The organism is Streptomyces sp. NPDC001822 (assembly GCF_042892135.1).
Taxonomy (GTDB): domain Bacteria; phylum Actinomycetota; class Actinomycetes; order Streptomycetales; family Streptomycetaceae; genus Streptomyces.
Window position 1 is genome coordinate 343,937 of the sequence record NZ_JBIATW010000004.1, and the last position, 23,911, is coordinate 367,847.

Annotated in this window: 22 protein-coding genes and 5 tRNA genes; 18 read left to right on the forward strand and 9 right to left on the reverse strand. The window is 72.2% G+C overall.

Going from position 1 to position 23,911, the window contains the following annotated elements:
* Positions 1-6 precede the first annotated feature (6 nt).
* A complete protein-coding gene (locus ACFYY2_RS12515; RefSeq protein ID WP_388740901.1) occupies positions 7-558 on the forward strand; it encodes a TetR/AcrR family transcriptional regulator in 552 nt (183 codons plus the stop codon).
* Entirely contained in the window at positions 555-2,102 is a 1,548-nt protein-coding gene (locus tag ACFYY2_RS12520) for an MFS transporter (protein WP_388740904.1), read from the forward strand. Before ACFYY2_RS12515 ends, ACFYY2_RS12520 begins: the two co-directional genes overlap by 4 nt.
* Positions 2,103-2,153: 51 nt before the next feature.
* Here ACFYY2_RS12520 and ACFYY2_RS12525 read toward each other — a convergent pair whose 3' ends face one another.
* A complete protein-coding gene (locus tag ACFYY2_RS12525; RefSeq protein ID WP_388740907.1) occupies positions 2,154-2,825 on the reverse strand; it encodes a lysophospholipid acyltransferase family protein in 672 nt (223 codons plus the stop codon).
* Between the two features lie 232 nt (positions 2,826-3,057).
* Here ACFYY2_RS12525 and ACFYY2_RS12530 point away from each other — a divergent pair, with 232 nt between their 5' ends.
* The 3 genes from ACFYY2_RS12530 (at position 3,058) to ACFYY2_RS12540 (ending at position 5,500) form a co-directional block, all read left to right on the forward strand.
* Positions 3,058-4,221 carry a glycerophosphodiester phosphodiesterase gene (locus ACFYY2_RS12530; RefSeq protein WP_388740910.1) on the forward strand — a complete coding sequence of 388 codons (1,164 nt, stop codon included), beginning with the start codon at positions 3,058-3,060 and terminating at the stop codon, positions 4,219-4,221.
* A gap of 108 nt (positions 4,222-4,329) precedes the next feature.
* Positions 4,330-4,959: a sigma-70 family RNA polymerase sigma factor gene (locus ACFYY2_RS12535; protein WP_388740911.1), complete on the forward strand. Its 630-nt coding sequence runs from the start codon at positions 4,330-4,332 to the stop codon at positions 4,957-4,959.
* A gap of 37 nt (positions 4,960-4,996) precedes the next feature.
* Positions 4,997-5,500 carry a GNAT family N-acetyltransferase gene (locus ACFYY2_RS12540; protein ID WP_388740914.1) on the forward strand — a complete coding sequence of 168 codons (504 nt, stop codon included), beginning with the start codon at positions 4,997-4,999 and terminating at the stop codon, positions 5,498-5,500.
* A 22-nt stretch (positions 5,501-5,522) separates the two neighbouring features.
* On the opposite strand, the gene ACFYY2_RS12545 is transcribed toward ACFYY2_RS12540, so the two are convergent.
* Complete coding sequence (locus ACFYY2_RS12545; protein ID WP_388740916.1) at positions 5,523-5,963, reverse strand: hypothetical protein; 441 nt, start codon at positions 5,961-5,963, stop codon at positions 5,523-5,525.
* 2 nt (positions 5,964-5,965) lie between these two features.
* Positions 5,966-6,325 carry a hypothetical protein gene (locus tag ACFYY2_RS12550; protein ID WP_388740919.1) on the reverse strand — a complete coding sequence of 120 codons (360 nt, stop codon included), beginning with the start codon at positions 6,323-6,325 and terminating at the stop codon, positions 5,966-5,968.
* A 559-nt stretch (positions 6,326-6,884) separates the two neighbouring features.
* On the opposite strand from ACFYY2_RS12550, the gene ACFYY2_RS12555 reads away from it, so the two are divergent.
* The 8 genes from ACFYY2_RS12555 (at position 6,885) to ACFYY2_RS12590 (ending at position 17,890) form a co-directional block, all read left to right on the forward strand.
* Positions 6,885-7,940 carry a methionine ABC transporter ATP-binding protein gene (locus ACFYY2_RS12555; protein WP_388740922.1) on the forward strand — a complete coding sequence of 352 codons (1,056 nt, stop codon included), beginning with the start codon at positions 6,885-6,887 and terminating at the stop codon, positions 7,938-7,940.
* Positions 7,937-8,608 carry a methionine ABC transporter permease gene (locus ACFYY2_RS12560; RefSeq protein ID WP_388740924.1) on the forward strand — a complete coding sequence of 224 codons (672 nt, stop codon included), beginning with the start codon at positions 7,937-7,939 and terminating at the stop codon, positions 8,606-8,608. Before ACFYY2_RS12555 ends, ACFYY2_RS12560 begins: the two co-directional genes overlap by 4 nt.
* Positions 8,609-8,686: 78 nt before the next feature.
* Positions 8,687-9,553: a MetQ/NlpA family ABC transporter substrate-binding protein gene (locus ACFYY2_RS12565; RefSeq protein ID WP_388740925.1), complete on the forward strand. Its 867-nt coding sequence runs from the start codon at positions 8,687-8,689 to the stop codon at positions 9,551-9,553.
* Between the two features lie 101 nt (positions 9,554-9,654).
* Positions 9,655-10,332 (forward strand): GNAT family N-acetyltransferase, encoded by a 678-nt coding sequence (locus ACFYY2_RS12570; protein ID WP_388740927.1) that lies wholly within the window; start codon positions 9,655-9,657, stop codon positions 10,330-10,332.
* 169 nt (positions 10,333-10,501) lie between these two features.
* The gene (gene cbiE / locus ACFYY2_RS12575) at positions 10,502-11,725 is read left to right on the forward strand and encodes a precorrin-6y C5,15-methyltransferase (decarboxylating) subunit CbiE (protein WP_388740929.1); all 1,224 of its coding nucleotides are present in this window, start codon (positions 10,502-10,504) and stop codon (positions 11,723-11,725) included.
* Positions 11,726-12,055: 330 nt separating this feature from the next.
* The gene (gene cobT, locus ACFYY2_RS12580; protein WP_388740931.1) at positions 12,056-15,355 is read left to right on the forward strand and encodes a nicotinate-nucleotide--dimethylbenzimidazole phosphoribosyltransferase; all 3,300 of its coding nucleotides are present in this window, start codon (positions 12,056-12,058) and stop codon (positions 15,353-15,355) included.
* A gap of 395 nt (positions 15,356-15,750) precedes the next feature.
* The gene (cobA, locus tag ACFYY2_RS12585) at positions 15,751-17,004 is read left to right on the forward strand and encodes a uroporphyrinogen-III C-methyltransferase (protein WP_388740934.1); all 1,254 of its coding nucleotides are present in this window, start codon (positions 15,751-15,753) and stop codon (positions 17,002-17,004) included.
* Positions 17,005-17,065: 61 nt separating this feature from the next.
* Complete coding sequence (locus ACFYY2_RS12590; protein ID WP_388740936.1) at positions 17,066-17,890, forward strand: TrmH family RNA methyltransferase; 825 nt, start codon at positions 17,066-17,068, stop codon at positions 17,888-17,890.
* A gap of 22 nt (positions 17,891-17,912) precedes the next feature.
* Here the strand turns inward: ACFYY2_RS12590 and ACFYY2_RS12595 are convergent, their stop codons facing one another.
* Positions 17,913-19,232: a protein kinase gene (locus ACFYY2_RS12595; RefSeq protein WP_388740939.1), complete on the reverse strand. Its 1,320-nt coding sequence runs from the start codon at positions 19,230-19,232 to the stop codon at positions 17,913-17,915.
* A gap of 206 nt (positions 19,233-19,438) precedes the next feature.
* Between ACFYY2_RS12595 and ACFYY2_RS12600 the strand changes: the two genes are divergently transcribed.
* The 5 genes from ACFYY2_RS12600 (at position 19,439) to ACFYY2_RS12620 (ending at position 23,258) form a co-directional block, all read left to right on the forward strand.
* The gene (locus ACFYY2_RS12600) at positions 19,439-19,696 is read left to right on the forward strand and encodes a hypothetical protein (RefSeq protein WP_388740941.1); all 258 of its coding nucleotides are present in this window, start codon (positions 19,439-19,441) and stop codon (positions 19,694-19,696) included.
* Between the two features lie 267 nt (positions 19,697-19,963).
* Positions 19,964-20,170, forward strand: coding sequence for a hypothetical protein (locus ACFYY2_RS12605; protein ID WP_388740944.1), 207 nt, complete (start codon positions 19,964-19,966; stop codon positions 20,168-20,170).
* A 208-nt stretch (positions 20,171-20,378) separates the two neighbouring features.
* Entirely contained in the window at positions 20,379-21,341 is a 963-nt protein-coding gene (locus ACFYY2_RS12610) for a phosphotransferase family protein (RefSeq protein ID WP_388740947.1), read from the forward strand.
* 62 nt (positions 21,342-21,403) lie between these two features.
* On the forward strand, positions 21,404-21,682 hold the full coding sequence (locus ACFYY2_RS12615; protein ID WP_388740949.1) for a zf-TFIIB domain-containing protein: 279 nt from the start codon (positions 21,404-21,406) through the stop codon (positions 21,680-21,682).
* Positions 21,683-21,908: 226 nt separating this feature from the next.
* The gene (locus tag ACFYY2_RS12620; RefSeq protein WP_388740952.1) at positions 21,909-23,258 is read left to right on the forward strand and encodes an OFA family MFS transporter; all 1,350 of its coding nucleotides are present in this window, start codon (positions 21,909-21,911) and stop codon (positions 23,256-23,258) included.
* A gap of 155 nt (positions 23,259-23,413) precedes the next feature.
* Here ACFYY2_RS12620 and ACFYY2_RS12625 read toward each other — a convergent pair.
* The 5 genes from ACFYY2_RS12625 to ACFYY2_RS12645 all read right to left on the reverse strand — a co-directional run bounded on the left by ACFYY2_RS12625 (position 23,414) and on the right by ACFYY2_RS12645 (position 23,859).
* Positions 23,414-23,488: transfer RNA gene (locus ACFYY2_RS12625), tRNA-Val, on the reverse strand.
* Between the two features lie 23 nt (positions 23,489-23,511).
* Positions 23,512-23,583, reverse strand: a tRNA-Val gene (locus ACFYY2_RS12630).
* Positions 23,584-23,602: 19 nt separating this feature from the next.
* Positions 23,603-23,674 (reverse strand) — tRNA-Val (locus ACFYY2_RS12635).
* A gap of 1 nt (position 23,675) precedes the next feature.
* Positions 23,676-23,749: transfer RNA gene (locus ACFYY2_RS12640), tRNA-Cys, on the reverse strand.
* A 37-nt stretch (positions 23,750-23,786) separates the two neighbouring features.
* Positions 23,787-23,859, reverse strand: a tRNA-Gly gene (locus tag ACFYY2_RS12645).
* Positions 23,860-23,911: the final 52 nt, after the last annotated feature.

Here is a 23,911-nt window from a genome sequence, read left to right on the forward strand (position 1 = left end):
CGTCTCATGACACTCGATCGCGAGCAGGTGCTCCGCAGCGCCGCCGCACTGCTCAGCCGCAGATCCACCGCGACCATGGACGAGGTCGCCCGGGCCGCGGGCATCGGCCGGGCCACCCTGCACCGGCACTTCGCCGGGCGTGACGCCCTGGTCGGCGCGCTCGAGGACCTCGGAATCCGGGAGTTCGAGTCCGCGCTGGACTCTGCCCGCCTCGACGAGGGCACCGCCGAGGACGGACTCCGCCGGCTGATCGCGCACATCGAGCCCGGCGCGGCCCTGCTGTCCTTCCTCGTGACCGAGAATCAGCTCTTCGAGGGTGACGACGTCAACGAGGGATGGAGCCGTCTGGACGCCCGGGTCTCCGCCTTCTTCCGGCGCGGCCAGGAACGCGGCGAGTTCCGTATCGACCTCACACCGGCCTGGCTCACCGAGGCGCTGTACGGCCTGATCGGCAGCTGCGCCTGGGCCGTGCGGACGGGACGCGTAGCCGCCCAGGACTTCACCCACATGACTGTCGAGTTGCTCCTCGGCGGAGCACGTCGGAGCGTGGAGAAATGAGCGGCCCCTACCAGTCGGCGGACACCACCGGCCACGTGCGTGATCCGGGGCGGTGGATCGCCCTCGCCGTCCTCGTCCTGGCCGTGCTGCTCGTCGCCGTCGACGCCACCGTCCTCGGCCTGGCGACGCCCTTCCTCAGCGAGGACCTCGAACCGACTGCCACCCAGCTGCTCTGGATCGGTGACGTCTACTCCTTCGTGATCGCCGGCCTCCTCGTCTCCATGGGCAGCCTCGGTGACCGCATCGGCCGCAAGAAGCTGCTGCTGACCGGGGCCACGGCGTTCGGCGCGGTCTCCGTGCTCAACGCCTACGCGTCCAGCCCCGAAATGATGATCCTGGCCCGGGCGCTGCTCGGAGTCGCGGGCGCCACTCTGATGCCGTCCACCCTCGCGCTGATCCGGAACCTCTTCCACGATCCGCGCGAACGCAGCCTCGCCATCGGCATCTGGGGGGCGATGGCCTCAGCGGGAGCGGCCGTGGGGCCGGTCGTGGGCGGCCTCCTGCTGGAGCACTTCTGGTGGGGGTCGGTCTTCCTGATCAACCTGCCGGTGATGGCGGTCCTCGTGGCGGTCGGCATCAAGATGATCCCGGAGTCCAAGAACCCGGCACCGGGTCCGTGGGACCTCCCCAGCGTGGGGCTGTCCATGATCGGCCTGATCGGCGTCGTGTACGCCATCAAGGAGGCGGCTGCCCACGGGGTGAGCTGGAAGACCGTCCTGGTGGTGGTCGTCGGCGCGGGGGCACTCGTCTGGTTCGTGCGCCGTCAGCTCAAGCTGCCCGCACCGCTGCTGGACATGCGCCTCTTCCACCACAGGGGGTTCTCCGGCGCGGTCCTCGCGGACCTGCTGACCATCCTCGGCCTGTCCGGGATCGTCTTCTTCCTCTCCCAGTTCCTGCAACTGGTCCAGGGGCGGGGCCCGCTCGAGGCCGGGCTCGCCGAACTGCCCGCGGCGGTCGGCGCGGTGACCGCCGGGCTGATGGCCGGCACGGTCGCGCGCCGCTTCTCCGTGCACAACGTGGTGGGCGGCGGACTGGGTGCCATCGGAGTGTCGCTCGCCGTGGTCACCGTGATCCACAAGGAGACGGGCTACCCGCTGATCGGGGCCCTGCTCCTGGTGGTCGGCGTCGGCGCGGGCTTCGCGTTCACCATCACCTCCGATGTCATCCTCTCCAGCGTCCCGAAGGAACAGGCGGGGTCGGCCTCCGCGGTCTCCGAGACGGCGTACGAACTCGGCGCCGCCCTCGGGATCGCGCTGCTCGGCTCCATCGTCACCGGCGTCTACAAGGGCTTCGGCACACCCGAGGGCATCCCGCCCCGCGCCGCCGCCGCCGCTCACGAGTCACTCGGGGGAGCCGTGGAGATGGCCGACAGCCTGCCCGCGCCCCTGGCGGGCGAGCTCGTCACGGCGGCTCAGGAGGCCTTCGTCAACGGGCTGCGGGTGTCGGCGGCGGTCGGCGCCGTCGTGCTGCTCGCCACCGCTGTGGCTGCCTGGTTCATGCTGCGCAACGAGAAGCTGCAAGAAGGGATCGTCGCAGACGAGTGAGGGGGGCCCGGCGCGTCCGCGCCGGGCCCCCCTCACTCGCACTCGTCCGGCTCAGGCGGCCTTCGCCTTCGTGGCGTACATGTCGACGTACTCCTGGCCCGACAGACGCATCACCTCGGCCATCACGGAGTCCGTGACCGCCCGCAGCACATAGCGGTCGCGGTCCATGCCCTCGTAACGGGAGAACTCCATCGGCTCACCGAACCGGACCGTGACCTTGCCCGGCCGGGGCAGCCCGGCGCCGCCCGGCTGCAGCTTGTCGGTGCCGATCATCGCGAAGGGCACGACCGGGGCGCCCGTCATGAGCGTCAGCCGCGCGATGCCCGTGCGGCCCCGGTAGAGGCGGCCGTCGGGGGAGCGGGTGCCCTCCGGGTAGATGGCGAAGGCGTTGCCCTCCTCCAGCACCCGGCGGCCCGTCATGAGCGCCGCGACGCCGCCCCGGCCGCCGTCCCGGTCCACCGGGATCATGCCGCAGCCGGTGAAGAACCAGGCCATCAGCCGGCCCTTGAGGCCCTTGCCCGTGACGTACTCGTCCTTGCCGATGTAGAACACCGGCCGGTCGCAGCAGACCGGCATGATCATCGAGTCGATGAACGTGAGGTGGTTCCCCGCGAGAATCACCGGACCGGTCCCGGGGATGTTCTCGATCCCCTCCACCTGTGGCCGGAAGAGCAGGCGCAGGATGGGTCCGAGCACTGCCTTGATGACCGTGAGTCGGGACAACGCTTCCTCCGGTGTCGTGGCCGGGCGGCCGGTGCGGAAATTCGCGAGGGTCTGTGCAGGTGAGGACGATACTCGCGGGTACGCCCTCTCCGCACATCGGGTTCACCGAGCGGATACGCAGTGTTGACGTGTGTTTCCGCCATGTTCGTCCACGGGCCGCCCCGCCGATGGCGTAGCTGCCTACGATCAAGCCTTCCCCGAAGGGGCCGGACATCACAGGCGAGGAGTATTCATGACAGAGCGCGCGCAGACGGGTCCCGGGCGGCGGACGCTCCTCGGAGCGGCCGTCCTCGGCTCGGCGGCTCTCGGAATCACCGGAACGGCGAACGCGGCCGGGCGTGGCGCGCCCGACGCGAAGGGCGGGCACCACGGCTCCTTCCGGGACCTTCCCGTGCCCACGGTCATCGGCCACCGCGGAGCGAGCGGCTACCGCCCCGAGCACACCCTCGGCTCGTACCAGCTGGCGCTGGACATGGGCGCGCACATCGTCGAGCAGGACCTCGTGCCGACCAAGGACGGACACCTCGTCTGCCGCCACGAGAACGACATCACCGCGACCACGGACGTCGCCGACCACCCCGAGTACGCGAGCCGCAGGACCACCAAGAAGGTCGACGGCGTCTCGCTCACGGGCTGGTTCACCGAGGACTTCACCCTCGCCGAGCTGAAGACCCTCAGGGCCAAGGAGCGCATCCCGGGCAACCGCCAGCGGAACACCCTCTACGACGGCCGCTGGGAGATCCCCACGTTCGAGGAGGTCCTGCGCTGGGCCGACAAGGAGGGCCGCCGGCGCGGCCGCCCCGTCTGGCTGTACGTCGAGACCAAGCACCCCACCTACTTCAGGGGTCTCGGACTCGGCCTGGAGGAGCCGCTGGCCCGGCTGCTGCGCCGCTACGGCCGGCACCGCGCCGACTCCCCGCTGATCCTGCAGTCCTTCGAGCCGGGCTCGATCCAGCGGCTGTCCGAGCTCGTGGCCACACCGCGCGTCGTCCTGCTGTCCGGGCCCAAGGAGCGGCCCTGGGACTTCGTGGAGGCGGGTGACCCGCGCACCGTGGCCGACCTGGTGACGCCCGCCGGACTGAAGTGGATCGCGTCCTTCGCCCAGGGCATCGGCCCCACCCTGGACCTGGTCATCCCCAAGGACGCCTCGGGCCGGCTGACGGCCCCGACCACCCTGGTCGCCGACGCGCACGCGCGGGGCCTGATCCTGCACCCGTACACCATGCGCAACGAGAACAGCTTCCTCCCGGCCGACTTCCGTCGGGGCACCGACCCCAACGCCTACGGCGACGCCTTCGGTGCCTTCCGTACCTACTTCGCGACGGGCATCGACGGAGTCTTCTCCGACAACCCGGACACCGCGCTGCTCGCGGCGGCCGATTTCGGGAGCGCCTGAGGCACCCGCCCGGTCCACGGCCACGTCAGCCGCCCGGCCGGGATGCCCCGGTCGGGTGGAGCTCCCCGCGCGCGGCAACCGGCGGTGCCCGGGGAGCGTTGACGGGACATGACACTTCTTGATCACGTTCCGCGGGGCCGGGGCCGGGGCCGGGGCGATGAGCGCGGGCACGGTCCGTCCGGGCGCCCGGCCGCGGCCCGGACGGACCGGTCCCCCGACGAGGGGCAGGATCTGGTCCGCGCCCTGCACGCACTGGTCCGCGCCGAGGCGGGGGCCGAGGCGCACGCCGCGGGCGCCGAGGCCGCCGACCTCGAACAGTCGGTGTGGCTGCGCCTGCTGGAGGGCCGGGACGTGAAGGCGGCCCTGGCCGACCCCGCCCGCTGGGTCCGCGCCGCCGTACGGACGGAGGCACGCGCCGCCCGCCGCAGGGTCCGGCACGAGCGTGCGTACGCGGTGGGCGAATCCCCCGCGGACTGGGCCGGATGCCCCGAGCGGATCGCGGTGGGTGCCGACGAACGCCGGGCCGTGCGCCGCGCGGTGGGAAGACTGCCGGGACGGTGCCGCAGGTTACTGGAGGCGATGCTCGCCCCCCACGATCCGACCTACCGCGAAATCGCAGGGGAGTTGGGTATGTCACAAGGCAGTTTGGGCCCGATGCGTTCCCGATGCCTTGGATGTCTGCGCAGAATGCTCGCGGCGGAGGTTGTAGCTCCTGAACTGCGGGGAATGGAGCGGTAGACAACCGGTGGAGCAGGTGAGCGGGAGGCATGCACACATGGGCATGAGTGTGACCATCTCGGCGGCGACGGCGCAGGACGTCGAGCAGATCTTCAGACTCCAGTACCTCTGCTTCCAGAGCGAGGCGGAGCTGTACGGCAATTACCGGATCGATCCCCTCGTCCAGACACTCGATTCGGTGCGCGAGGAAGTCGCCACGGATCTCGTGTACGTGGCCCGGCTCGGGGAGGAAGTCGTCGGCTCCGTACGGGGTTTCACCGACGAGGACGGTGTCGGCCGGATCGGCAAACTCTGCGTCCACCCCAGGCTGCGCAACCACGGGCTCGGCACCAGGCTGCTGGCGGCCGCCGAGTCGGGGCTCGCGGACGGGCGTTCGGCCACCCGCTTCCGGCTGCACACGGGTGAGCGCAGCGAGGGCAATCTGCGCCTCTACCGCAAGGCGGGGTACGCCCGGGTGGGCGGCACGACCGGAGGCGACGGCGTGCGGCTGGTCCTGCTGGAGAAGGACGCGGACGCGCCCGACTTCGTGGCCAGTGCCTGAACGCCGCCTGTGAGGGGCGGTGTCAGGCCTTACGTGCCCGGCGCAGCCAGAGCATCCCGGTGACCGGCAGGATCACCGGGATGAACAGGTAACCCATGCCGAACCCGGACCACACGGTGCTGTCCGGGAAGGCGGACGGCTCCACCTGTGTCCACGTGCCGACGATCAGGACGCCCGCGAGCTCGGCGGCGCAGCACATCAGCGCCGCCCTGCGCGCCTTCTCGCCGCCCCGGACCAGTGAGTACGTGATGAAGCCGTATACGACCGCGGCGACGGCCGACAGGGTGTAGGCGAGCGGCGCCTTCCCGAAGTCGAGGATCATCTCGACGATCGAGCGGGACGCCGCGGCCACGGTGAACACCCCGTAGAACCAGACGAGTACCCGCCCCGGCCCGGTGCCGAGCTCGAACTGCTGCCTCTGCCGGGGGGCAGAGGGCGTTGCCGTGCGGTCGGTGTCGCTCATGGTCACTTTCCCCAGATGTCGTAGAGCCGCACTTCGAGGACGGCGAGCACGACCGCACCCGCCGCCACCGTCACGGAGCCCCACCGGGTCCGCTCCGTCAGCGACAGGAAGCCCGCCGCGGGCACGGCGGCCGCGGCGCCGATCAGATAGGCGATGAAGATCGTCATGCCCTGGTCGGGCCGCTCGCCGCGCGCCAGTTGAACGATCCCCACGACCAGCTGCGCCAGTGCCAGCACGGAGACGACGGCCATGCCGATGAAATGCCAGTCCTTCGTGGGCTGGTCCCGGTAGGCGGCGTGTCCGCACCAGGCGGCGAGGGCGAGCGCGGTCACGGAGACCGCGACCGTCAGGGCATCGAGCATGAAGCGAGGGTATTACGGGCGGAGGGAGCTCCCACGTGCGGGCCCCGGCGTGCGGAGCCTGTGTGCGTACCGTGGCCTTTGCCACAGCACCCGCGCCGGGCGGCCCCTGCGAACCCGGCCGGGCCGACGCCGACCGTTCCGCGTTTACGCAGGTCACAGCGGTGCGTGGGGGAGCGGCGGCCATCGGGGTGACGCGTCCACGGCTGTCCGCGATGCGGACACGGGGGCCGGCCCGAAAATTACGTCTGTTTTACTTGGGACATGACCACGACGAGCTACCGCAGCCCTGCGACCGAGGCGGACACGACGCCCGGTGCTCGTTGTATGTGTCGAATGCGCGCCTTCTGAGGGCCCCCGCCTGAGCCTCGCGCCCCGAAGCGAGACCGACCCGTGCCGTCCGCGTCCAGCGGATCGAGCCTGCTCACGCATGTTCCGCGCCGCCTCGGGCGGGACCGTGCCCGGGACTCCCACCGGTCGACCACTGAGAACAGTCTCATCAGACGAATGCCCCGTGCCCGGCGTGACGCATCGCCGTGCACTCGACAGCGACGGAAATCCTGTGATCACCACTTCGGGCCTCACGAAGGTCTACCAGTCACGCGGCCGTGACGTCACCGCCCTTGACGGCGTCGACCTGCACGTCCGCGAGGGCGAGGTGTACGGCGTCATCGGACAGAGCGGCGCCGGCAAGTCCTCCCTCATCCGCTGCGTCAACCTCCTCGAACGCCCCACCTCGGGCACCGTGACCGTCGACGGCCAGGACCTCACCGCGCTCGCGGGCCGCGGCCGCCGGGCCGGCGGGGAACTCCGCCGGGCCCGCAGCCGCATCGGCATGGTCTTCCAGCACTTCAACCTGCTGGACTCCCGCACCGTCCGGGACAACGTCGAGCTCCCTCTGGAGATCCTGGGCGTCAACGGCCAGGCGCGTACCCGCAAGGCGCTGGAGCTCCTCGACCTCGTCGGCCTCGCCGACAAGGCGAAGGCCTACCCGGGTCAGCTCTCCGGCGGGCAGAAGCAGCGCGTCGGCATCGCCCGCGCGCTGGCCGGTGACCCGCAGGTGCTGCTCTCCGACGAGGCCACGTCGGCGCTCGACCCCGAGACCACCCGCTCCATCCTGCAGCTCCTGCGCGACCTCAACCGGGAACTCGGCCTCACCGTCCTGCTCATCACGCACGAGATGGACGTCGTCAAGACGGTCTGCGACTCCGCGGCCCTGATGAGGAAGGGGCGCGTCGTCGAGTCGGGCACGGTCGGCGACCTGCTGGCCACCCCGGGCTCCGAGCTGGCCCACGCGCTGTTCCCCGTGGGCGGCTCGGCCTCCGGCCCCGAGCACACGGTCGTCGACGTCACCTTCCACGGGGAGTCGGCCGCCCGGCCGGTGATCTCGCAGCTCTCCCGCACGTACAACATCGACATCTCGATCCTGGGCGCGGCGATGGACACCGTCGGGGGCAAGCAGATCGGCCGCATGCGCATCGAACTGCCCGGCCGTTTCGAGGAGAACGTCGTGCCGATCGGCTTCCTGCGCGAGCAGGGCCTCCAGGCCGAGGTCGTGGAGGCCGACACCGCCCCCGGCCGCACCCCCGCCGCGCTCACCGAGGAGGTTGCCAAGTGACCTGGTCCGAAATGCAGCCACTGCTCTCGCAGGGAACCGTCGACACGCTGTACATGGTGTTCTGGTCGACCCTCGTCACGGCCCTCGGCGGGCTGCCGCTCGGCATCCTGCTCGTCCTCACCGACAAGGGCGGACTGCTGCAGAACACCGTGGTGAACAAGGTCACCGGCGTGATCGTGAACATCGGCCGCTCGCTGCCCTTCATCATCCTGCTGATCGCCCTGATCCCGTTCACCACCTGGGTCGTCGGCACCTTCATCGGCCCGTCCGCGATGATCGTGCCACTCGCCATCGGGGCCATCCCCTTCTTCGCGCGGCTCGTCGAGACCGCGGTGCGCGAGGTCGACCACGGACTCGTCGAAGCCGTCCAGTCCATGGGTGGATCCATCCCGACCATCGTCCGCAAGGTCCTGCTGCCGCAGGCGCTGCCGTCGATCGTCTCCGGTGTCACCACGACCGTGATCGTCCTCGTCGGCTACTCCGCGATGGCCGGTGCGGTCGGCGGCGAGGGCCTGGGTTCCAAGGCCGTCACCTACGGATTCCAGCGCTTCGACAACCGGTTCATGCTCATCACCGTCGCGCTGCTGATCGTCATCGTGACCGTGGTCCAGCTGATCGGCGACGGAGCCGTACGCCTGCTGGCACGCCGTGGACGCACCACCTCCTGACTTCCCTCCCCCCCCCCAAAGAGCCCCGAACTCCTTGTCCGGGCGCACCACCATCACCACCGGAAAGAGGCACTCTTCGTGCGTAAGAACATCAAGCTCTCCGCGGCCGCCGCCGTCACCGCCGCCCTGGCCCTCGGACTCAGCGCCTGCGGTACGGACTCCGACCCGTCCGCCAAGGGCGCCACGGGTGCGGACGCGGACACCTCCAAGGCCCTGGTCGTCGCCGCGTCCCCGACGCCGCACGCCGACATCCTGAACTTCGTCAAGAAGAACCTGGCGCAGAAGGCCGGCCTCAAGCTGGAGGTCAAGGAGTTCACGGACTACGTCCTGCCGAACACCGCAACCGAGAACGGCCAGGTCGACGCCAACTTCTTCCAGCACAAGCCCTACCTGGACGACTTCAACAAGAAGAACAACACCCACATCGTCCCGGTCGTCGACGTGCACCTGGAGCCCCTCGGCCTCTACTCCAAGAAGGTCAAGGCGCTCAAGGACATCAAGGCCGGCCAGACCATCGCCGTCCCGAACGACACCACCAACGAGGGCCGTGCGCTCCAGCTCCTCGCCGAGAACGGCCTGATCACCGTCAAGGACGGTGTCGGCACGAACGCGAAGCTCAGTGACATCACGGACAAGAAGGGCCTGGAGTTCAAGGAGATCGAGGCCGCGACCGTCCCCCGGGCCCTGGGCGACGTCGACGCCGCCGTCATCAACGGCAACTACGCGATCGAGGCCGGCCTCCAGCCCGGCAAGGACTCCCTGGTGCTGGAGAAGGCCGAGGGCAACCCCTACGCCAACCTCCTCGCCGTCAAGAAGGGCAACGAGAAGGACCCGCGGGTGGAGAAGCTCGCGAAGCTCCTGAACTCCGACGAGGTCAAGAAGTTCATCGAGGACACCTACAAGGGGTCGATCATCCCCGCCTTCGGTGCCCCCGCCAAGTCCTGACCCCACGGCGTCACTTGCACCGCGAGCCCCGCACACCCCCACACGGTGTGCGGGGCTCCGCCGTGCGGACCCGCCCATGCGCACCGCCCGCCCGATGCTGCATGCTGTGTCTTCACACGGTCTTCGGCATGGAGCTGCGCATGACTCTCACCTTCCCGTCCATCTCCATCAGCACGGACCGGTTGGTGCTGCGGCCCTTCGACATGGCGGACGTACCCGCGTACATCGAGATGATGAACGACGAACTGGTCGTCGCCTGGACCGAGGCACCGCACCCCTATACGCAGACCGACGCCGAACGCTGGGTGCGCAGGATCGCTCCGGCCGAGCGGTCCCAGGGCCACGGCATCGTCTTCGCCGTCACCGAGTTCCTCACGCAGCGCCTGGTCGGATCGGTCCGTCTCCTCAACACGGACCGCCGCACCCTCGCCACCGAGGTCCGCTACATCACGGCCCCCTGGGCCCGTGGCGAGGGCTACGCCACGGAATCCGTACTGGCCCTCGCCGAATGGCTCTTCCGGGACCAGGGCTTCGAGCGCATCGAGCTGCGCACCCCCGCCGGGAACACCGCCTCCCAGCAGGTCGCCCAGAAGCTGGGGTGCATCAGCGAGGGCGTCCTGCGCAACGCCCGCATAGCCAGGACCGCGACCGAGGACGGCGGCTGGACCGACATCAGGACCGACCTCATCGTGTGGGGACTCCTGCCGGAGGACCTGGACGGCGTCGCCGAACAGCTCGCGGAAGCTGGCGGATACGGCGCGTACCAGGACTGGAACTGATTCGCGTACCGGGCCCGGAACCGATCCGCGTGCCGGGGCCGACCCCGATCCGCGTACCGGGCCCGGGGAGCCCCCCGAGGAGCGCTGGTACGGACCGGATACGCTCCCCCTTGCTCCGCGACATCCCGCGGAGAGGTCCCGCACGCGACACCCCAGGAGACTGACGACGATGGCCGACCGCGTCACGGTGATCGGCTGGGACGGCTCGCCCCTGTCCAGAGCGGCCACTGCCGCACTCTCGGCCGCCACGCTCGTCGCCGGCGCCGCCCATCACCTCGCGCTGCCCGAGGTCCCGGGCCCCGCCGAACGCATCCGCCTCGGCAGTGTCGACCTGGCCGCCCGCAGGATCGCCGGCCACCGGGGCAGCGCCGTCGTGCTCGCCGACGGGGACCCGGGTTTCTTCGGCGTGGTGCGGACGCTCCGCAAGCCGGAGCACGGCCTGGAGGTCGAGGTCGTCCCGGCGGTCTCCTCCGTCGCCACCGCCTTCGCCCGGGCCGGGATGCCGTGGGACGACGCGCAGGTCGTCGTCGCGCACCCGCGCACCCTGCGCCGCGCGGTCAACGTCATCCGCGCCCACCACAAGGTCGCCGTGCTCACGTCCCCCGGCGCGGGGCCGGCCGAGCTGGCGCTCCTCCTCGACGGCGTGCACCGCACCTTCGTCATCTGTGAGGAACTCGGCACCGCACGCGAGCGCGTCACCGTGCTCACCTCGGACAAGACCGCCGACCACACGTGGCGCGACCCGAACGTCGTCATCGTCGTCGGCAGCGGCCCCGAGGCCACCGCCAACGGCGCCTGGATCGCGGGACGCCGCCCCGCCCAGCGCGAGGACGTCAGGGGCTGGGCACTGCCCGGCGCCTCCTACGACGGCTCGGGTGACGGCGGCGAGGGCGAGTCCCCGGGCCTGCGCGCCGCCCAGCTCGCCCGCCTCGGCCCGCGCACCGGTGACCTGGTCTGGGACATCGGCTCGGGCGGCGGGGCCCTGGCCGTCGAGGCGGCCCGCTTCGGCGCCGCGGTGCTCGCCGTCGACAGCGACCCCGACGCCTGCGCGCGGACGGCGGCCGCGGCCCGCAGCTTCCAGGTCGCCGTCCAGGTCGTCCGCGGCTCGGCTCCGCACGTTCTGGAGAGCCTGCCCGAGCCCGATGTCGTGCGGATAGGCGGCGGGGGCGTGCCGGTGGCCATCGCGGTCGCCGACCGGCGGCCGGAACGTATCGTCACCCACGCCTCGAACCGGGACGAGGCGGAGGCCCTGGGAGCGGCACTCGCGGAGAACGGTTACACCGTCGAGTGCGCGCTCCTCCAGTCGGTCGAACTGGACACCTCCGCCTGGACGGAGCGCGAACGCTCCGTCGTCTTCCTGCTCGCGGCGGTGCGTTCCGACCTCGCCCCCTGAACGTTCGCGGCGGTACGCGAGGTAGGCTGACCGATTGTTGTACCGCGCCCGGGTGTTCGATCATTCGTTCGTCAATGTCCGGAAAAGTGGACCGTATTGGTCCGCGATGTGGTACAGCGCAGCCGGGGGACGCGCAACGTGGCGCAGTCCACAGCGAGCCGAGGCGGAACTGTCTGTCGCGGCGGTGATCGCCCGCGAGAATAGGTGGCTCCGCGCGCGTTTCGTGCCGCGCGGCGAGCCCGCTCGTTCTTGTTGACGAGCGCCGGCGTGCCGTGGTTCGGGCATCCCGGGCGAGGGCGAAGGAGCACTGACGATGGGCGAGGGGTACGCATGACTGACACCGGCCAGATCCCGGGCGAGGGACTGCCGGAGAACGCAGGCATGGTGGAGCAGCCGGGCGTACCCGCCCTGGACGCCTACACCTACCTCGAACCCTCCGAGCACACCCCCGAGGACGACGACCTCCTCCTGATGCCCGCGGCGCAGGGCGCGTGGAGCGACGCCCCGTCGACCGGACAGTACGAGAACGTCGTGCCGCAGCAGGTCCCGGCGCAGGGCGGTCCGGCGAACGGCACGCATCCGTCCGGTGCCGCCGAGGTCAACGGCGTGCGCATCCCGGCGCACCAGCCTGTCCAGGTCCCGGTCGCCGCCGCGCCGGTCCGGCGGCCCCTGCACCGAGGCCCCTCGTCCACCGAGGCCCCCTCCTACGGAGGCGCCACCGGAGTGGTCCGCTCGCTCGCGGACCGAGGACCTGCAGGCGCCCCGCAGGCCGCGGCCCCGGTCCGGCACGCCGGTCCGCCCACGACGGGTCCCGAGTACTTCGACGCCCCCGCGGACGACGGGGCCCTGCTGCCCGGGCCGCAGCTGGGGGAGATCCCGCCGCAGGGCTCGCCCGCATGGGGCGCGCCGGAGCCGGTCGCGACGCCCGAGGCCACGCCCGAGCCGGTCGCGGCCCCCGTCGGACCCTCCGCGCCGGAGCCGGTCGCGACGCCCGAGCCCGTCCCGGCGGAGCCGGTCGTCCCCGTCCAGTCCGCACCCCCCGTGGAAGCGGCTCCCGTCGCCGAGACCCCGGTCACCGCGCAGCCCGCCGAGCCGGCGGTCTCCGCCCCGCCCGCACAGACCCCCGCCCAGGACGAGGCGGCTCCGGTCGCGCCCGCCGACGCCCCGGCGGCGGCCGCTCCCGCAGAAACGGTCGCCCCCGAGCCCGCCGTGGTGCCCGAGACCCCTGCGGAAGAGCCTTCCGCGGAGGCTCCGGCCGGGATCACGGAGGCCGATCCGGTCGAGCCGACCGTGGCCGCCCCGGTCGAGGCGGCCGCCGAGCCCGCCCCCGTCGTCGCTCCCCCCGTTCCCGTTCCGGCCGCCGTGGCCGAGGCGCCGGACGCGCCCGTCGAGCCCCCGGCCGTCGCCGCGCCGGAGCCCGTTCCCGCCGAGGTGCCGGCCGCTGCCGAGCCCGTACCGGTCGTGGCACCCGAGGCGCCCGTCGTCCCGGCATCCGAGCCCGTGGCCGTCGTGGAGCCCGAGCCGGCCCCGGTCGCCGAGCCCCGGGCCGGTTTCCAGGACTTCACCGAGCCGGAGCCCGGCACCGGGCCCGAGATCATCGAGACCCCCGAGGCCCAGGCGGACGTCAGCCCGGTCCCCGACCCGGCCGAGGCCCCGGTGCCGGTCTACGTCTCCGAGGTCCCCCTGCTCGCCGATCTGCCCGTGCCGCCCGTGCCCGCCGAGGAGCCCGTTGCGGCCGAGGAGGACCCGGCGGCCGAAGAGCCCGCGGTCGCCGAGCAGCCCGTGACGGCCGAGGTGCCCGAGGCGCCGGCAGCGGTCGACGCCGCCGAGTCCGCGGAAACGGCCGCGTCCGCCGAGGCCGCCGAAGCGGTCGAGTCCGCCGAAGCGGCACCCGCGACCCCACCCGCCCCCGGCTACGACGACGCCGAACGCGAAGCCGTCCTGCGCGTGATGCGTGAGCGGCGCGACATCCGCAACGGCTTCCGAGGCGACCCCATCCCGCACGAGGTCCTCCTGCGTGTCCTGGAGGCGGCGCACACCGCGCCGAGCGTCGGCCACTCGCAGCCCTGGGACTTCGTCGTCATCCGCTCCGCGGAGACACGCCGTTCCATGCACGAACTGGCGCAGCGCCAGCGGGAGGCGTACGCCAAGTCGCTGCCCAAGGCGCGGGCCAAGCAGTTCAAGGAACTGAAGATCGAGGCGATCCTCGACACGCCCGTGAACATCGTCGTCACCGCGGATCCCACCCGCGGCGGCCGCCACACCCTCGGCCGTCACACCCAGCCGCAGATGGCGCCGTACTCGTCCGCGCTCGCCGTCGAGAACCTGTGGCTCGCCGCCCGCGCCGAGGGCCTCGGCGTCGGCTGGGTCAGCTTCTTCGACGAGCGCGAGATGGTCCGCGCCCTCGGCCTGCCCGAACACCTCGAAGTCGTCGCCTACCTCTGTGTCGGCTACGTCGACGAGTTCCCCGAGGAGCCCGAACTGATGCAGGCGGGCTGGTCCAAGCGCCGCCCGTTGTCCTGGGTCGTCCACGAGGAGACGTACGGCCGCCGGGCCCTGCCCGGCGAGGAGCCGCACGACCTGCTCCAGGAGACCATCGCCGGCATCCGCCCGCTCGACGCCAAGGCCCTCGGCGAGGCATGGGAACGCCAGAAGAGGATGACGAAGCCCGCCGGGGCGCTCGGCATGCTGGAGATCATCTCCGCCCAGCTCTCCGGCCTCTCCCGGCTCTGCCCGCCGCCGGTACCCGAGCCCGCCGCCGTCGCGATCTTCGCCGGTGACCACGGAGTGCACGCCCAGGGCGTCACGGCGTGGCCGCAGGAGGTCACCGGCCAGATGGTCGCCAACTTCCTCGGTGGCGGCGCGGTCTGCAACGCCTTCGCCGCGCAGGTCGGCGCCGAGGTCTGCGTCGTCGATGTCGGCGTCGCGACCGAACTCCCCGCGACCCCCGGGCTGCTGCCCCGGAAGGTCCGCCCCGGTACGGCCGACTTCACCACCGGCCCCGCGCTGACCCGCGAAGAGGTGCTCGCGGCGATCGAGGTGGGCATCGAGACCGCCCGCGACCTTGTGGCGGCCGGCAACAAGGGCCTCCTCACCGGCGAGATGGGCATCGCCAACACCACCGCCTCGGCGGCGCTGATCTGCGTCTACACCGGCATGGATCCGGCCGAGGTGACCGGCCGGGGCACCGGGATCAACGACGAGATGCACGCCCGCAAGGTGGACGTCGTCCGCAGGGGTCTGGAACTGCACCAGCCCGACCCCACCGACCCCATCGGCGTGCTCGCCGCGATCGGCGGTCTGGAGCACGCCGCGATGGTGGGCTTCCTGCTGGGCGGCGCCTCCCTGCGTACACCGGTGATCCTCGACGGCGTGAGCGCCGGCGCGGCCGCGCTGGTCGCCCGGGCGATCGCCCCCGAGGCGCTCGCGGCCTGCATCGCGGGCCACCGCAGCGCGGAGCCGGGTCACGTCGCGGCCCTCAACAAGCTGGGCCTGCGCCCGCTGGTCGACCTGGACCTGCGCCTCGGCGAGGGCACCGGCGCCCTGCTCGCGCTCCCCATCGTGCAGAGTGCCGCGCGCGCGATGCACGAGGTGGCCACCTTCGACTCCGCGGGTGTCACCGAGAAGTAGGCACCCCTGTGTCCGGGCGGGCCCGCCCGCCCGGACACGTCCCCGTACACGCGCGCCGACCGGTGGCCCGACAGGTCTGCCCGGTGAGCGGGACGTCCGCCATCACCGGATCCCGCGCCGCCGCGTGATCCGGGTGCGGACCAGCCCCGGGCCCCGTGCGCGAACCGGCGCAACCGGACCCGGCACAGCGTGAACCGGTGCTGACGGGCCCCGGCACCCCTGCCCGCACGGAGCCGGCGGGACGATGCGGGCCACCGCCTCCGCCCGGGGCCCCGCCGTCACCACCCCGTATCGTGGTCCCACGCGCCACCGCCCCACTCAGCCCACGTCACAGCCGCTCCACCGCCGCAGCGGCCCGCAGCACACCGCACCCTGCACGAGGAGCCCGCACGACCATGGCCGAGCATGACGATCACCCTGCCTACCCCGTCGGTCTGCGCCTGAACGGGCGCCGTGTCGTCGTCGTCGGCGGCGGCCAGGTCGCGCAGCGCCGGCTGCCCGCGCTGATCGCGGCCGGGGCGGACATCACCCTGGTCTCCCCGTCCGCGACCGCCTCCGTCGAGGCGATGGCCGACGCGGGCGAGATCCGCTGGGAGCGCCGCAGGTATCAGGACGGCGACCTCACCGACACCTGGTACGCCCTCGTCGCGTCCTCCGACGCCGTCGCCAACGACGCGGCGTCCGCCGAGGCCGAACGCACCCGCACCTGGTGCGTCAGGAGCGACGACGCGGAGGCGGCCACCGCCTGGACGCCCGCCACCGGCCGCAGCGAGGGCATCACGGTCGCCGTCCTCAGCACCACCTCGGAAGGCCGCGACCCCCGTCACTCCGCTGCGGTCCGCGACGCGATCGTGGAGGGCCTGCGCGACGGAACGCTCGCCGCGCCCCACCACCGCACCCGCGCCCCCGGCGTCGCGCTCGTGGGCGGCGGACCCGGCGACCCCGACCTGATCACCGTCCGCGGCCGCCGCCTCCTCGCCGAGGCCGACGTGGTCATCGCCGACCGGCTCGGCCCCCGTGACCTCCTCGACGAGCTTCCGCCGCACGTGGAGGTGATCGACGCCGCGAAGATCCCCTACGGCCGCTACATGGCGCAGGAAGCGATCAACCAGGCGCTCATAGACCACGCCAAGGCCGGGAAGTCCGTGGTCCGTCTGAAGGGCGGCGACCCCTTCGTCTTCGGCCGGGGCATGGAGGAGGCCCAGGCGCTGGCCGCCGAGGGCATCGCCTGCACCGTCGTCCCCGGGATCTCCAGCTCGATCTCCGTACCGGGTGCCGCCGGAATCCCCGTGACCCACCGCGGCGTGGCACACGAGTTCACCGTGGTCAGCGGTCACGTGGCGCCCGAGGACCCCCGCTCCCTCGTCGACTGGAAGGCGCTCGCGCAGCTGCGGGGCACTCTGGTCCTCCTGATGGCCGTCGACAAGATCGGCGCCATCGCGCGCGCCCTCATAGCCCACGGCAAGTCCCCCGACACCCCGGTGGCGCTGGTCCAGGAAGGCACCACCGCGGCGCAGCGCAGGGTCGACGCCACCCTGGCGACCGTCGGGGAGAGGGCCGTCGCGGAAGAGGTACGGCCCCCCGCCGTCATCGTCATCGGTGACGTCGTCGCCGTCGGCACGGAACCGGCCGGGGAGCTCGAAGGCTGACCCCGCCCCCTCCGACCCGCCGGCCGCACCCCCACCCCACCCGACAAGGCAGTCGCACCCCGTGGCAGAACTCATCACCGTCGACGACCCGGACGACCCGCGTCTCGGCGACTACACCGGCCTGACCGACGTCGAACTCCGGCGCCGGCGGGAACCGGCCGAAGGCCTCTTCATCGCCGAGGGCGAGAAGGTGATCCGGCGCGCCGCGAACGCCGGGTACGAGATGCGGTCCATGATGCTCTCCGCCAAGTGGACCGAGGTCATGCGCGACGTGATCGACGGGGCGACGGCACCGGTCTACGCCGTCACGCCCGAACTCGCGGAGCGCGTCACCGGCTACCACGTGCACCGCGGTGCCCTCGCGTCCATGCACCGCAGGCCGCTGGCCGACGCCGCGACCCTGCTGGCCCCGGCGCGGGGAGACGTGCGCAGGGTCGCCGTGTTCGAGGACATCGTCGACCACGCCAACCTCGGGGCCGCGTTCCGCAACGCCGCGGCCCTCGGCGTGGACGCCGTCCTGCTGACCCCGCGCTGCGCCGACCCGCTCTACCGGCGGGCGGTGAAGGTCTCGATGGGATCCGTCTTCCACGTCCCGTGGACCCGTCTTACCTCGTGGCCCGACGACATCGGGCTGCTCCGCGAGGCCGGGTTCACCACAGCCGCGCTGTGCCTCAGTGACCGGTCGATCACCCTGGACGAACTCGTCGCACAGCGCCACGAGAGGCTGGCGCTCGTCTTCGGGACGGAGGGCGACGGCCTCACCCCCGACGCTCTCGCGGCGGCCGACGCCCACGTCCGCATCCCGATGGACGCCGGGGTCGACTCGCTCAACGTCGCGGCGGCCTCCGCGGTCGCCTTCTACGCGACCAGGGTCGCGCCGTCCTGACCCGCGCTGACGGACCGGGCCGTCAGGGCCCGTCCGTCCGCGGGGACGGCGCGGCGGCCCCGTCGTACGTGTGCGACCGCGGTGCATCCAGTCCCCGGGCGGGCCCCTGACAGCCCTGCGCCGCCGCGATCCCCAGGGCCACGAGCAGCGTCACCACGACGAAGACGACCAGGCGCTGACGCAGCAGCCGGGGGTTGGCCGGACGCCGCTTCCCGCTCTTCCCGGCCGAGGTCGTCCGGACCCCGGGCCGGGTCCCGGGCCTGCCGTTCGCGGCCTTCTGCCCCTGCGGGTGCTGACCGGAGCGTGGGGCCCCCCGGGGGGCCCGCGAGGGCGCGCCGTCGGTACGGGGAGCCCCCGAGCGCGACGCCGTGGGACGCCGGCCCTGGGAGCGCGGCGCGGGCGCTCCGCCACCGCCGGCCCGCCGGGTCGCCTGCTCGGTGTACTGGCCCTCCAGCCGGCCCGTCGGGCGGTCGAGCTCCTGCTCGCTCCGCGGCGCCGGCGGCCGGCGCTCCTGCAGTCCCTGCGCCTCGCGCGCGGCGATCTCCTTGAGCCGCATGGAGAGCTGCAGAGTGCTCGGCCGTTCCTCCGGGTCCTTCGCCAGACAGGCGCGTACGAGCGGGGCGAGCGCGTCGTGGACGTCGAGCAGATGGGGTTCCTCGTGCACCACGCGGTACAGCATGACTTCGGAACTGCCGTGCCCGAAGGGCGAGTCGGCCATGGCCGCGTACGCGAGCGTCGCCCCGAGGGAGAACACGTCCGTCGCGGGGGTCACGGCCGCGCCGCGCACCTGTTCGGGTGCCAGGAAGCCCGGCGAACCGACCGCCGTACCGACATGGGTCAGCGTGCTGGCGCCGGTCGACCAGGCGATGCCGAAGTCGATGATGCGGGGGCCCTTGGGGGAGAGGAGGATGTTCGACGGCTTCAGGTCCCGGTGGACGACGCCGGCCTCGTGCACCGCGACCAGCCCCTCCGAGAGCGCGGCGCCGATCGAGGCCACCTCGGCCGCGGAGAGCGGACCCTCTTCGGCGACCTTGTCGTGCAGCGAGGGACCGGGCACGTACTGCGTCGCGAACCAGGGGCGGTCGGCCTCCAGATCGGCGGCCACCAGCCGGGCCGTGCAGCCCCCGCGGATCCTCCGTGCGGCGGACACCTCGCGCGCGAAGCGGGAGCGGAACTCCTGATCCTCCGCCAGGTCCGGCCTGATCACCTTGAGGGCCACCCGCTGCCCCCGGCGGTCCGAACCCAGGTAGACGACGCCCATGCCGCCCGCGCCGAGCCGTCGGTGCAGCCTGAACGAGCCGACGACACGCGGGTCCTCGCGCCGGAGCCGCATCATCGCCATCGTCTGCCCATCCCCGCTGCCTGGTCCGCCTGACGAGGCACAGCTTACGTACCCCCGGCGCGGGGCGCTCAGAGGCCGCGCCCTCGCCGTCCCATCGATTGTCAGTGCCCGGTGGGAGAATTGAGCAGTGGTCAGAGAGCCGGGGATCCAGGCTCACCGGCCGCTGCGAGATCTCAAAGGACCGTCGCAGAAGGGGGATTGGATCAATGAAGGGCGATCGTGTGGAAATAGTCGTGGACGCGGGTGACACGACCAGGACGTACGAAGTGGTGGCCTCCAGGGCAGGCCGCCGGGTGGAGACAGCGGTCCGCCGGGGTGTGGTGGAAGTGAGCGAAGTCACCCGAAGTGGATCAGTTGTCCGTACCGCCCGCTTCATGGCGACCCGGGTCCTCGCCCTGGTCGAACAGCCGGTCCCCCGGGAGGACGCCTCCGAGCGCCCCCTCCGGGACGACCCCGAGGCGTAGAGCCCCCTCGCCGGGCCGGAGCGCCCCCGGAACCCCCGTCCGTGGACCGGCCCGGCCCCTAAGGGAGAGGGCCGCGATCGAGGCCCGGTCTCCACCCAGGGGAGTACGGCCGGGGCGGTCGGCTCATCCTCCGGGAGGCCCGACATTCGGTACGCGGGCATGACGCCGGGCCGGCTCCGCGTCCCTAGTGTTGAAGTCATGCGGCGGGCGCGGAACTCGTCCCCCGAGGCCATGCGCCCGCCGCTCCGACAGGCCAGGAGAGGAACCATGGCGGACACGGCTGCGCGGACCATGAGCCGCACGCGGGAACGCAGGGCGTACGCCTCGTTCGGCGCACGCCCGTCCGGGACGCGCCACCCACTGGTGGCGACGGCCATGGTCCTCCCTCTGGCGGCCCTGCTCGTAGTCGTCTTCGGCGGCTGGGACGCGGTGGTCACACAGGCGTCGTCCGTGGGCGTGATGCTGGGGCGCTGAGCGGCGCCCCGGGTCCGGAAGAGCGGTCCGGACCGGGACATCCGGCCAACAGCCCCGTGGGGACGGGGGTGCGGCGGACGGCAGCGTTTGTCCGGCCAGCTGGGGAGCTGGCCGGACATCGCGCTGTCCGGGGCCTTTTCCCGCCGCGTACGATCGGCGCCGGGGCCCGCCGCCGGGCCGGGCCGATCAGCGCCGTGGAGCCGAGCCGATGACCACCACCCCCGTCGTGCACGCACTGGGCGACCTCGCGCACGGCCGTGCGCACGCGGCCGACGCCGCCTGCGCGTGCGCTCCGCCCGAGGTGCTCGCCGACCGCCCCGACGGAACGGTGGTCCGCAGCGGGCCGGTCGTCGCCAAGGCCCACGCCCCCGACACGGAGACGCCCGCACTCGCGGCCCGCCTTGCCCTGGCCGCCCGGCCGGGGCTGTCCGGCACCCTGCTGCCGCCGCTGCCGGCTCCGGACGGGGCGCCGCGCACCGTCGCCGGCCGGGCCGTCAGCCTCTGGCCCTACGGCGAGCCCGTCGACCCGGCCGATCCCGACGCGGCCCCCTGGGAGGAGGCAGCCGCCCTGCTGGCGCGGCTGCACCGCACCCCGCCGCCGCACCCTCTTCCGCCGATGCGCGGGCCGGTGAAGGCCGCCCGGGCCGTCGCCCGGATGTGCGAGGCCCGGCCCGCGGACCCGGACCTCGCTCCCGTCCTCGCCGCCTGGGAGGGGCTTCCCCGCTGGGCGCGCGGCGAGAGCCCGCCGCCCGAGCACCGGGGCGGATTCCTCTGCCACGGGGACCTGCACCTCGGCCAGCTCGTCCGGCATCCCGCCCGGCCCGGAGCCTGGCTGCTGATCGACATCGACGACGCGGGCCTCGGCGACCCCGCCTGGGACCTCGCGCGGCCCGCCGCCTGGTACGCGGCCGGACTGCTGGCACCGGAGGTGTGGCTGCGCTTCCTGGGCGCCTACCGGGCCGCAGGGGGGCCTGCCGTGCGTGCCGACGGGGACCCGTGGCCGGAGCTGGACGTCGTGGCGCGGGCGCTCACGGTGCAGACGGCCGCCCTCGCCCTCGCCAAGTCCGCGGCGGAGGAACGCCGTCCGGACGAGGTGGAGCAGTCGATGATCGACGCATGCGCCCGCATCGCTTCCCTCCCACCCGAGTTGGCAGCCGGACACGCGTCGTAGGGTGAACCGATCGTCGCCGGGCATGCATCCGGTGACGTCGTCACGACTGAGGAGCCGACTCGATGATCCAGTGCCCCAAGTGTCACGCCCAGATGCACACGTACAACCGCAACGGTGTCCAGATCGAGCAGTGCAGCGGCTGCCGCGGGATATTCCTCGACTACGGCGAGCTGGAGTCCCTGACGCGCCTGGAGTCGCAGTGGACGCAGCAGGCCCCGCCGCAGGCGCCCCCGCAGGCCTACCCCGCGGCGCCCGCTCCCGCCTGGGGCGCCCCGCACCACGGCGGACACCACGGTCACCACCGTCAGAAGAGCTTCGGCCGGATGCTGTTCTCCTCCTGACCGGTCCGCGCGGCGGCCGTCGCCGCAGGGCGGGTCCGGGCCCCGTGCCCGGACCCGCACCGCACGCACGCGCCCCCGTGACCGGCCCGTACGTCGCGCACGCCGCGGGACGCGCGAACCCGCCGTGCGCGTACGGGGCGGAATGTCCCGACCGCATTGCATACGGTCGACGCTCTTCCGTAAATGATCTAGTCACGGCCCCGGCTGATGCCTAGAGTGCGGATCCATGAACTTCCTCGACAGGTCCCGAACTGTCGCGCCCCCGGGGTGGAGCCGCTGGCTCGTACCACCCGCCGCGCTCGCCGTGCACCTCTCCATCGGACAGGCCTACGCCTGGAGCGTGTTCAAGCCACCGCTCGAATCCGCTCTCGGCCTCTCCGGCACGGCCAGCGCCCTCCCGTTCCAGCTGGGCATCGTGATGCTCGGCCTCTCGGCCGCCTTCGGCGGCACCCTCGTCGAACGCAACGGCCCGCGCTGGGCGATGTTCGTCTCGCTCGTCTGCTTCTCCACCGGCTTCCTCGTCGCCTCGCTCGGCGCGGCCACCGGACAGTACTGGCTCGTCGTCCTCGGCTACGGCTTCATCGGCGGCATCGGCCTCGGCATCGGCTACATATCCCCGGTCTCCACCCTCATCAAGTGGTTCCCCGACCGCCCCGGCATGGCGACCGGCATCGCCATCATGGGCTTCGGCGGCGGCGCCCTCATCGCCTCGCCCTGGTCCACCGGGATGCTGGAGAGCTTCGGCACCGACCGCTCCGGGATCGCCACGGCCTTCCTCGTCCACGGGGTCGTCTACGCCGCCTTCATGGCGCTCGGCGTCCTCCTCGTGCGGGTGCCGCCGGACGGCTGGCTGCCCGACGGCTGGGAGCCGAAGCAGGAGACCCGCAGGCTCGTCACCACGGCCCAGGTGTCCGCGCGCAACGCGCTGCGCACCCCGCAGTTCTGGTGCCTGTGGGTGGTCCTGTGCATGAACGTCACCGCGGGCATCGGCATCCTCGAGAAGGCCGTGCCCATGATCCAGGACTTCTTCACGGGCACCTCCGCGCCGGTGTCGGTCTCCGCCGCCGCCGGCTTCGTCGCCCTGCTCTCCCTGGCCAACATGGGAGGGCGCCTCCTGTGGTCCTCCACCTCGGACCTGATCGGCCGCAAGAACATGTACCGGATCTACCTCGGCGTCGGCGCCCTCATGTACGTGGTGATCGCCCAGCTGGGCAACGACTCCAAGCCGCTCTTCATCTGCTGCGCCCTGGTGATCCTCTCCTTCTACGGCGGAGGCTTCGCGACCGCCCCGGCCTACCTGCGGGACCTCTTCGGCACCTACCAGGTCGGCGCCATCCACGGCCGGCTGCTGACCGCGTGGTCCACGGCCGGTGTGCTCGGCCCGCTCATCGTCAACCGGGTCGCGGACGCGGGGGAGCGGGCGGGACACAGCGGCCCCAGCCTCTACACGGCTTCGCTCACGATCATGATCGGGCTGCTCGTCGTCGGCTTCGTCGCCAACGAACTCATCCGTCCGGTCCACGCACGCTTCCACGAGGCACCGGAAGGGAGCCCCCGTGTCCACCAGCAGTCGTAAGCCACTCATGGTGTTCGTCTGGCTCTGGGTCGCCGTCCCGTTCGCCTACGGGCTGTACGAGCTCGCCCGTAAGGCCACCCAGCTCTTCACCGGCTGAGTCCAGCACCCCCTGCACGACAGAACCCCCGGTCGTCGAGACGACCGGGGGTTCCGGATGGTGCGCGATACTGGGATTGAACCAGTGACCTCTTCCGTGTCAGGGAAGCGCTCTCCCGCTGAGCTAATCGCGCAGGGTGACCCTGCGTGTACTGCGTGCGCGATACTGGGATTGAACCAGTGACCTCTTCCGTGTCAGGGAAGCGCTCTCCCGCTGAGCTAATCGCGCGGGGATCCTTGCGGACCGGTGGACGATACTGGGATTGAACCAGTGACCCCTTCCGTGTCAGGGAAGTGCTCTCCCGCTGAGCTAATCGTCCTTGGAGGTGGAGACGGGATTTGAACCCGTGTAGACGGCTTTGCAGGCCGTTGCCTCGCCTCTCGGCCACTCCACCAGGGGCGGGAGCTCGGGAAGATCCCCCACCTTCTGCGAGCGGACGACCAGGTTCGAACTGGCGACCTCAACCTTGGCAAGGTTGCGCTCTACCAACTGAGCTACGTCCGCTTGTCTTTCCCGGTCCGCTTGCGCTTCCCGGCGACGTGTTGAACTCTAGCGG

What these genes read in the sequence shown, in the direction of transcription:
- ACFYY2_RS12515 (WP_388740901.1), top strand. Translation starts at nt 7, where the DNA reads ATGACACTCGATCGCGAGCAGGTGCTCCGCAGCGCCGCCGCACTGCTC.
- ACFYY2_RS12520 (WP_388740904.1), top strand. Translation starts at nt 555, where the DNA reads ATGAGCGGCCCCTACCAGTCGGCGGACACCACCGGCCACGTGCGTGAT.
- ACFYY2_RS12530 (WP_388740910.1), top strand. Translation starts at nt 3,058, where the DNA reads ATGACAGAGCGCGCGCAGACGGGTCCCGGGCGGCGGACGCTCCTCGGA.
- ACFYY2_RS12535 (WP_388740911.1), top strand. Translation starts at nt 4,330, where the DNA reads ATGACACTTCTTGATCACGTTCCGCGGGGCCGGGGCCGGGGCCGGGGC.
- ACFYY2_RS12540 (WP_388740914.1), top strand. Translation starts at nt 4,997, where the DNA reads ATGGGCATGAGTGTGACCATCTCGGCGGCGACGGCGCAGGACGTCGAG.
- ACFYY2_RS12545 (WP_388740916.1), bottom strand. Translation starts at nt 5,963, where the DNA reads ATGAGCGACACCGACCGCACGGCAACGCCCTCTGCCCCCCGGCAGAGG.
- ACFYY2_RS12550 (WP_388740919.1), bottom strand. Translation starts at nt 6,325, where the DNA reads ATGCTCGATGCCCTGACGGTCGCGGTCTCCGTGACCGCGCTCGCCCTC.
- ACFYY2_RS12570 (WP_388740927.1), top strand. Translation starts at nt 9,655, where the DNA reads ATGCTGTGTCTTCACACGGTCTTCGGCATGGAGCTGCGCATGACTCTC.
- cbiE (WP_388740929.1), top strand. Translation starts at nt 10,502, where the DNA reads ATGGCCGACCGCGTCACGGTGATCGGCTGGGACGGCTCGCCCCTGTCC.
- cobT (WP_388740931.1), top strand. Translation starts at nt 12,056, where the DNA reads ATGACTGACACCGGCCAGATCCCGGGCGAGGGACTGCCGGAGAACGCA.
- cobA (WP_388740934.1), top strand. Translation starts at nt 15,751, where the DNA reads ATGGCCGAGCATGACGATCACCCTGCCTACCCCGTCGGTCTGCGCCTG.
- ACFYY2_RS12595 (WP_388740939.1), bottom strand. Translation starts at nt 19,232, where the DNA reads ATGGCGATGATGCGGCTCCGGCGCGAGGACCCGCGTGTCGTCGGCTCG.
- ACFYY2_RS12600 (WP_388740941.1), top strand. Translation starts at nt 19,439, where the DNA reads ATGAAGGGCGATCGTGTGGAAATAGTCGTGGACGCGGGTGACACGACC.
- ACFYY2_RS12605 (WP_388740944.1), top strand. Translation starts at nt 19,964, where the DNA reads ATGGCGGACACGGCTGCGCGGACCATGAGCCGCACGCGGGAACGCAGG.
- ACFYY2_RS12610 (WP_388740947.1), top strand. Translation starts at nt 20,379, where the DNA reads ATGACCACCACCCCCGTCGTGCACGCACTGGGCGACCTCGCGCACGGC.
- ACFYY2_RS12615 (WP_388740949.1), top strand. Translation starts at nt 21,404, where the DNA reads ATGATCCAGTGCCCCAAGTGTCACGCCCAGATGCACACGTACAACCGC.
- ACFYY2_RS12620 (WP_388740952.1), top strand. Translation starts at nt 21,909, where the DNA reads ATGAACTTCCTCGACAGGTCCCGAACTGTCGCGCCCCCGGGGTGGAGC.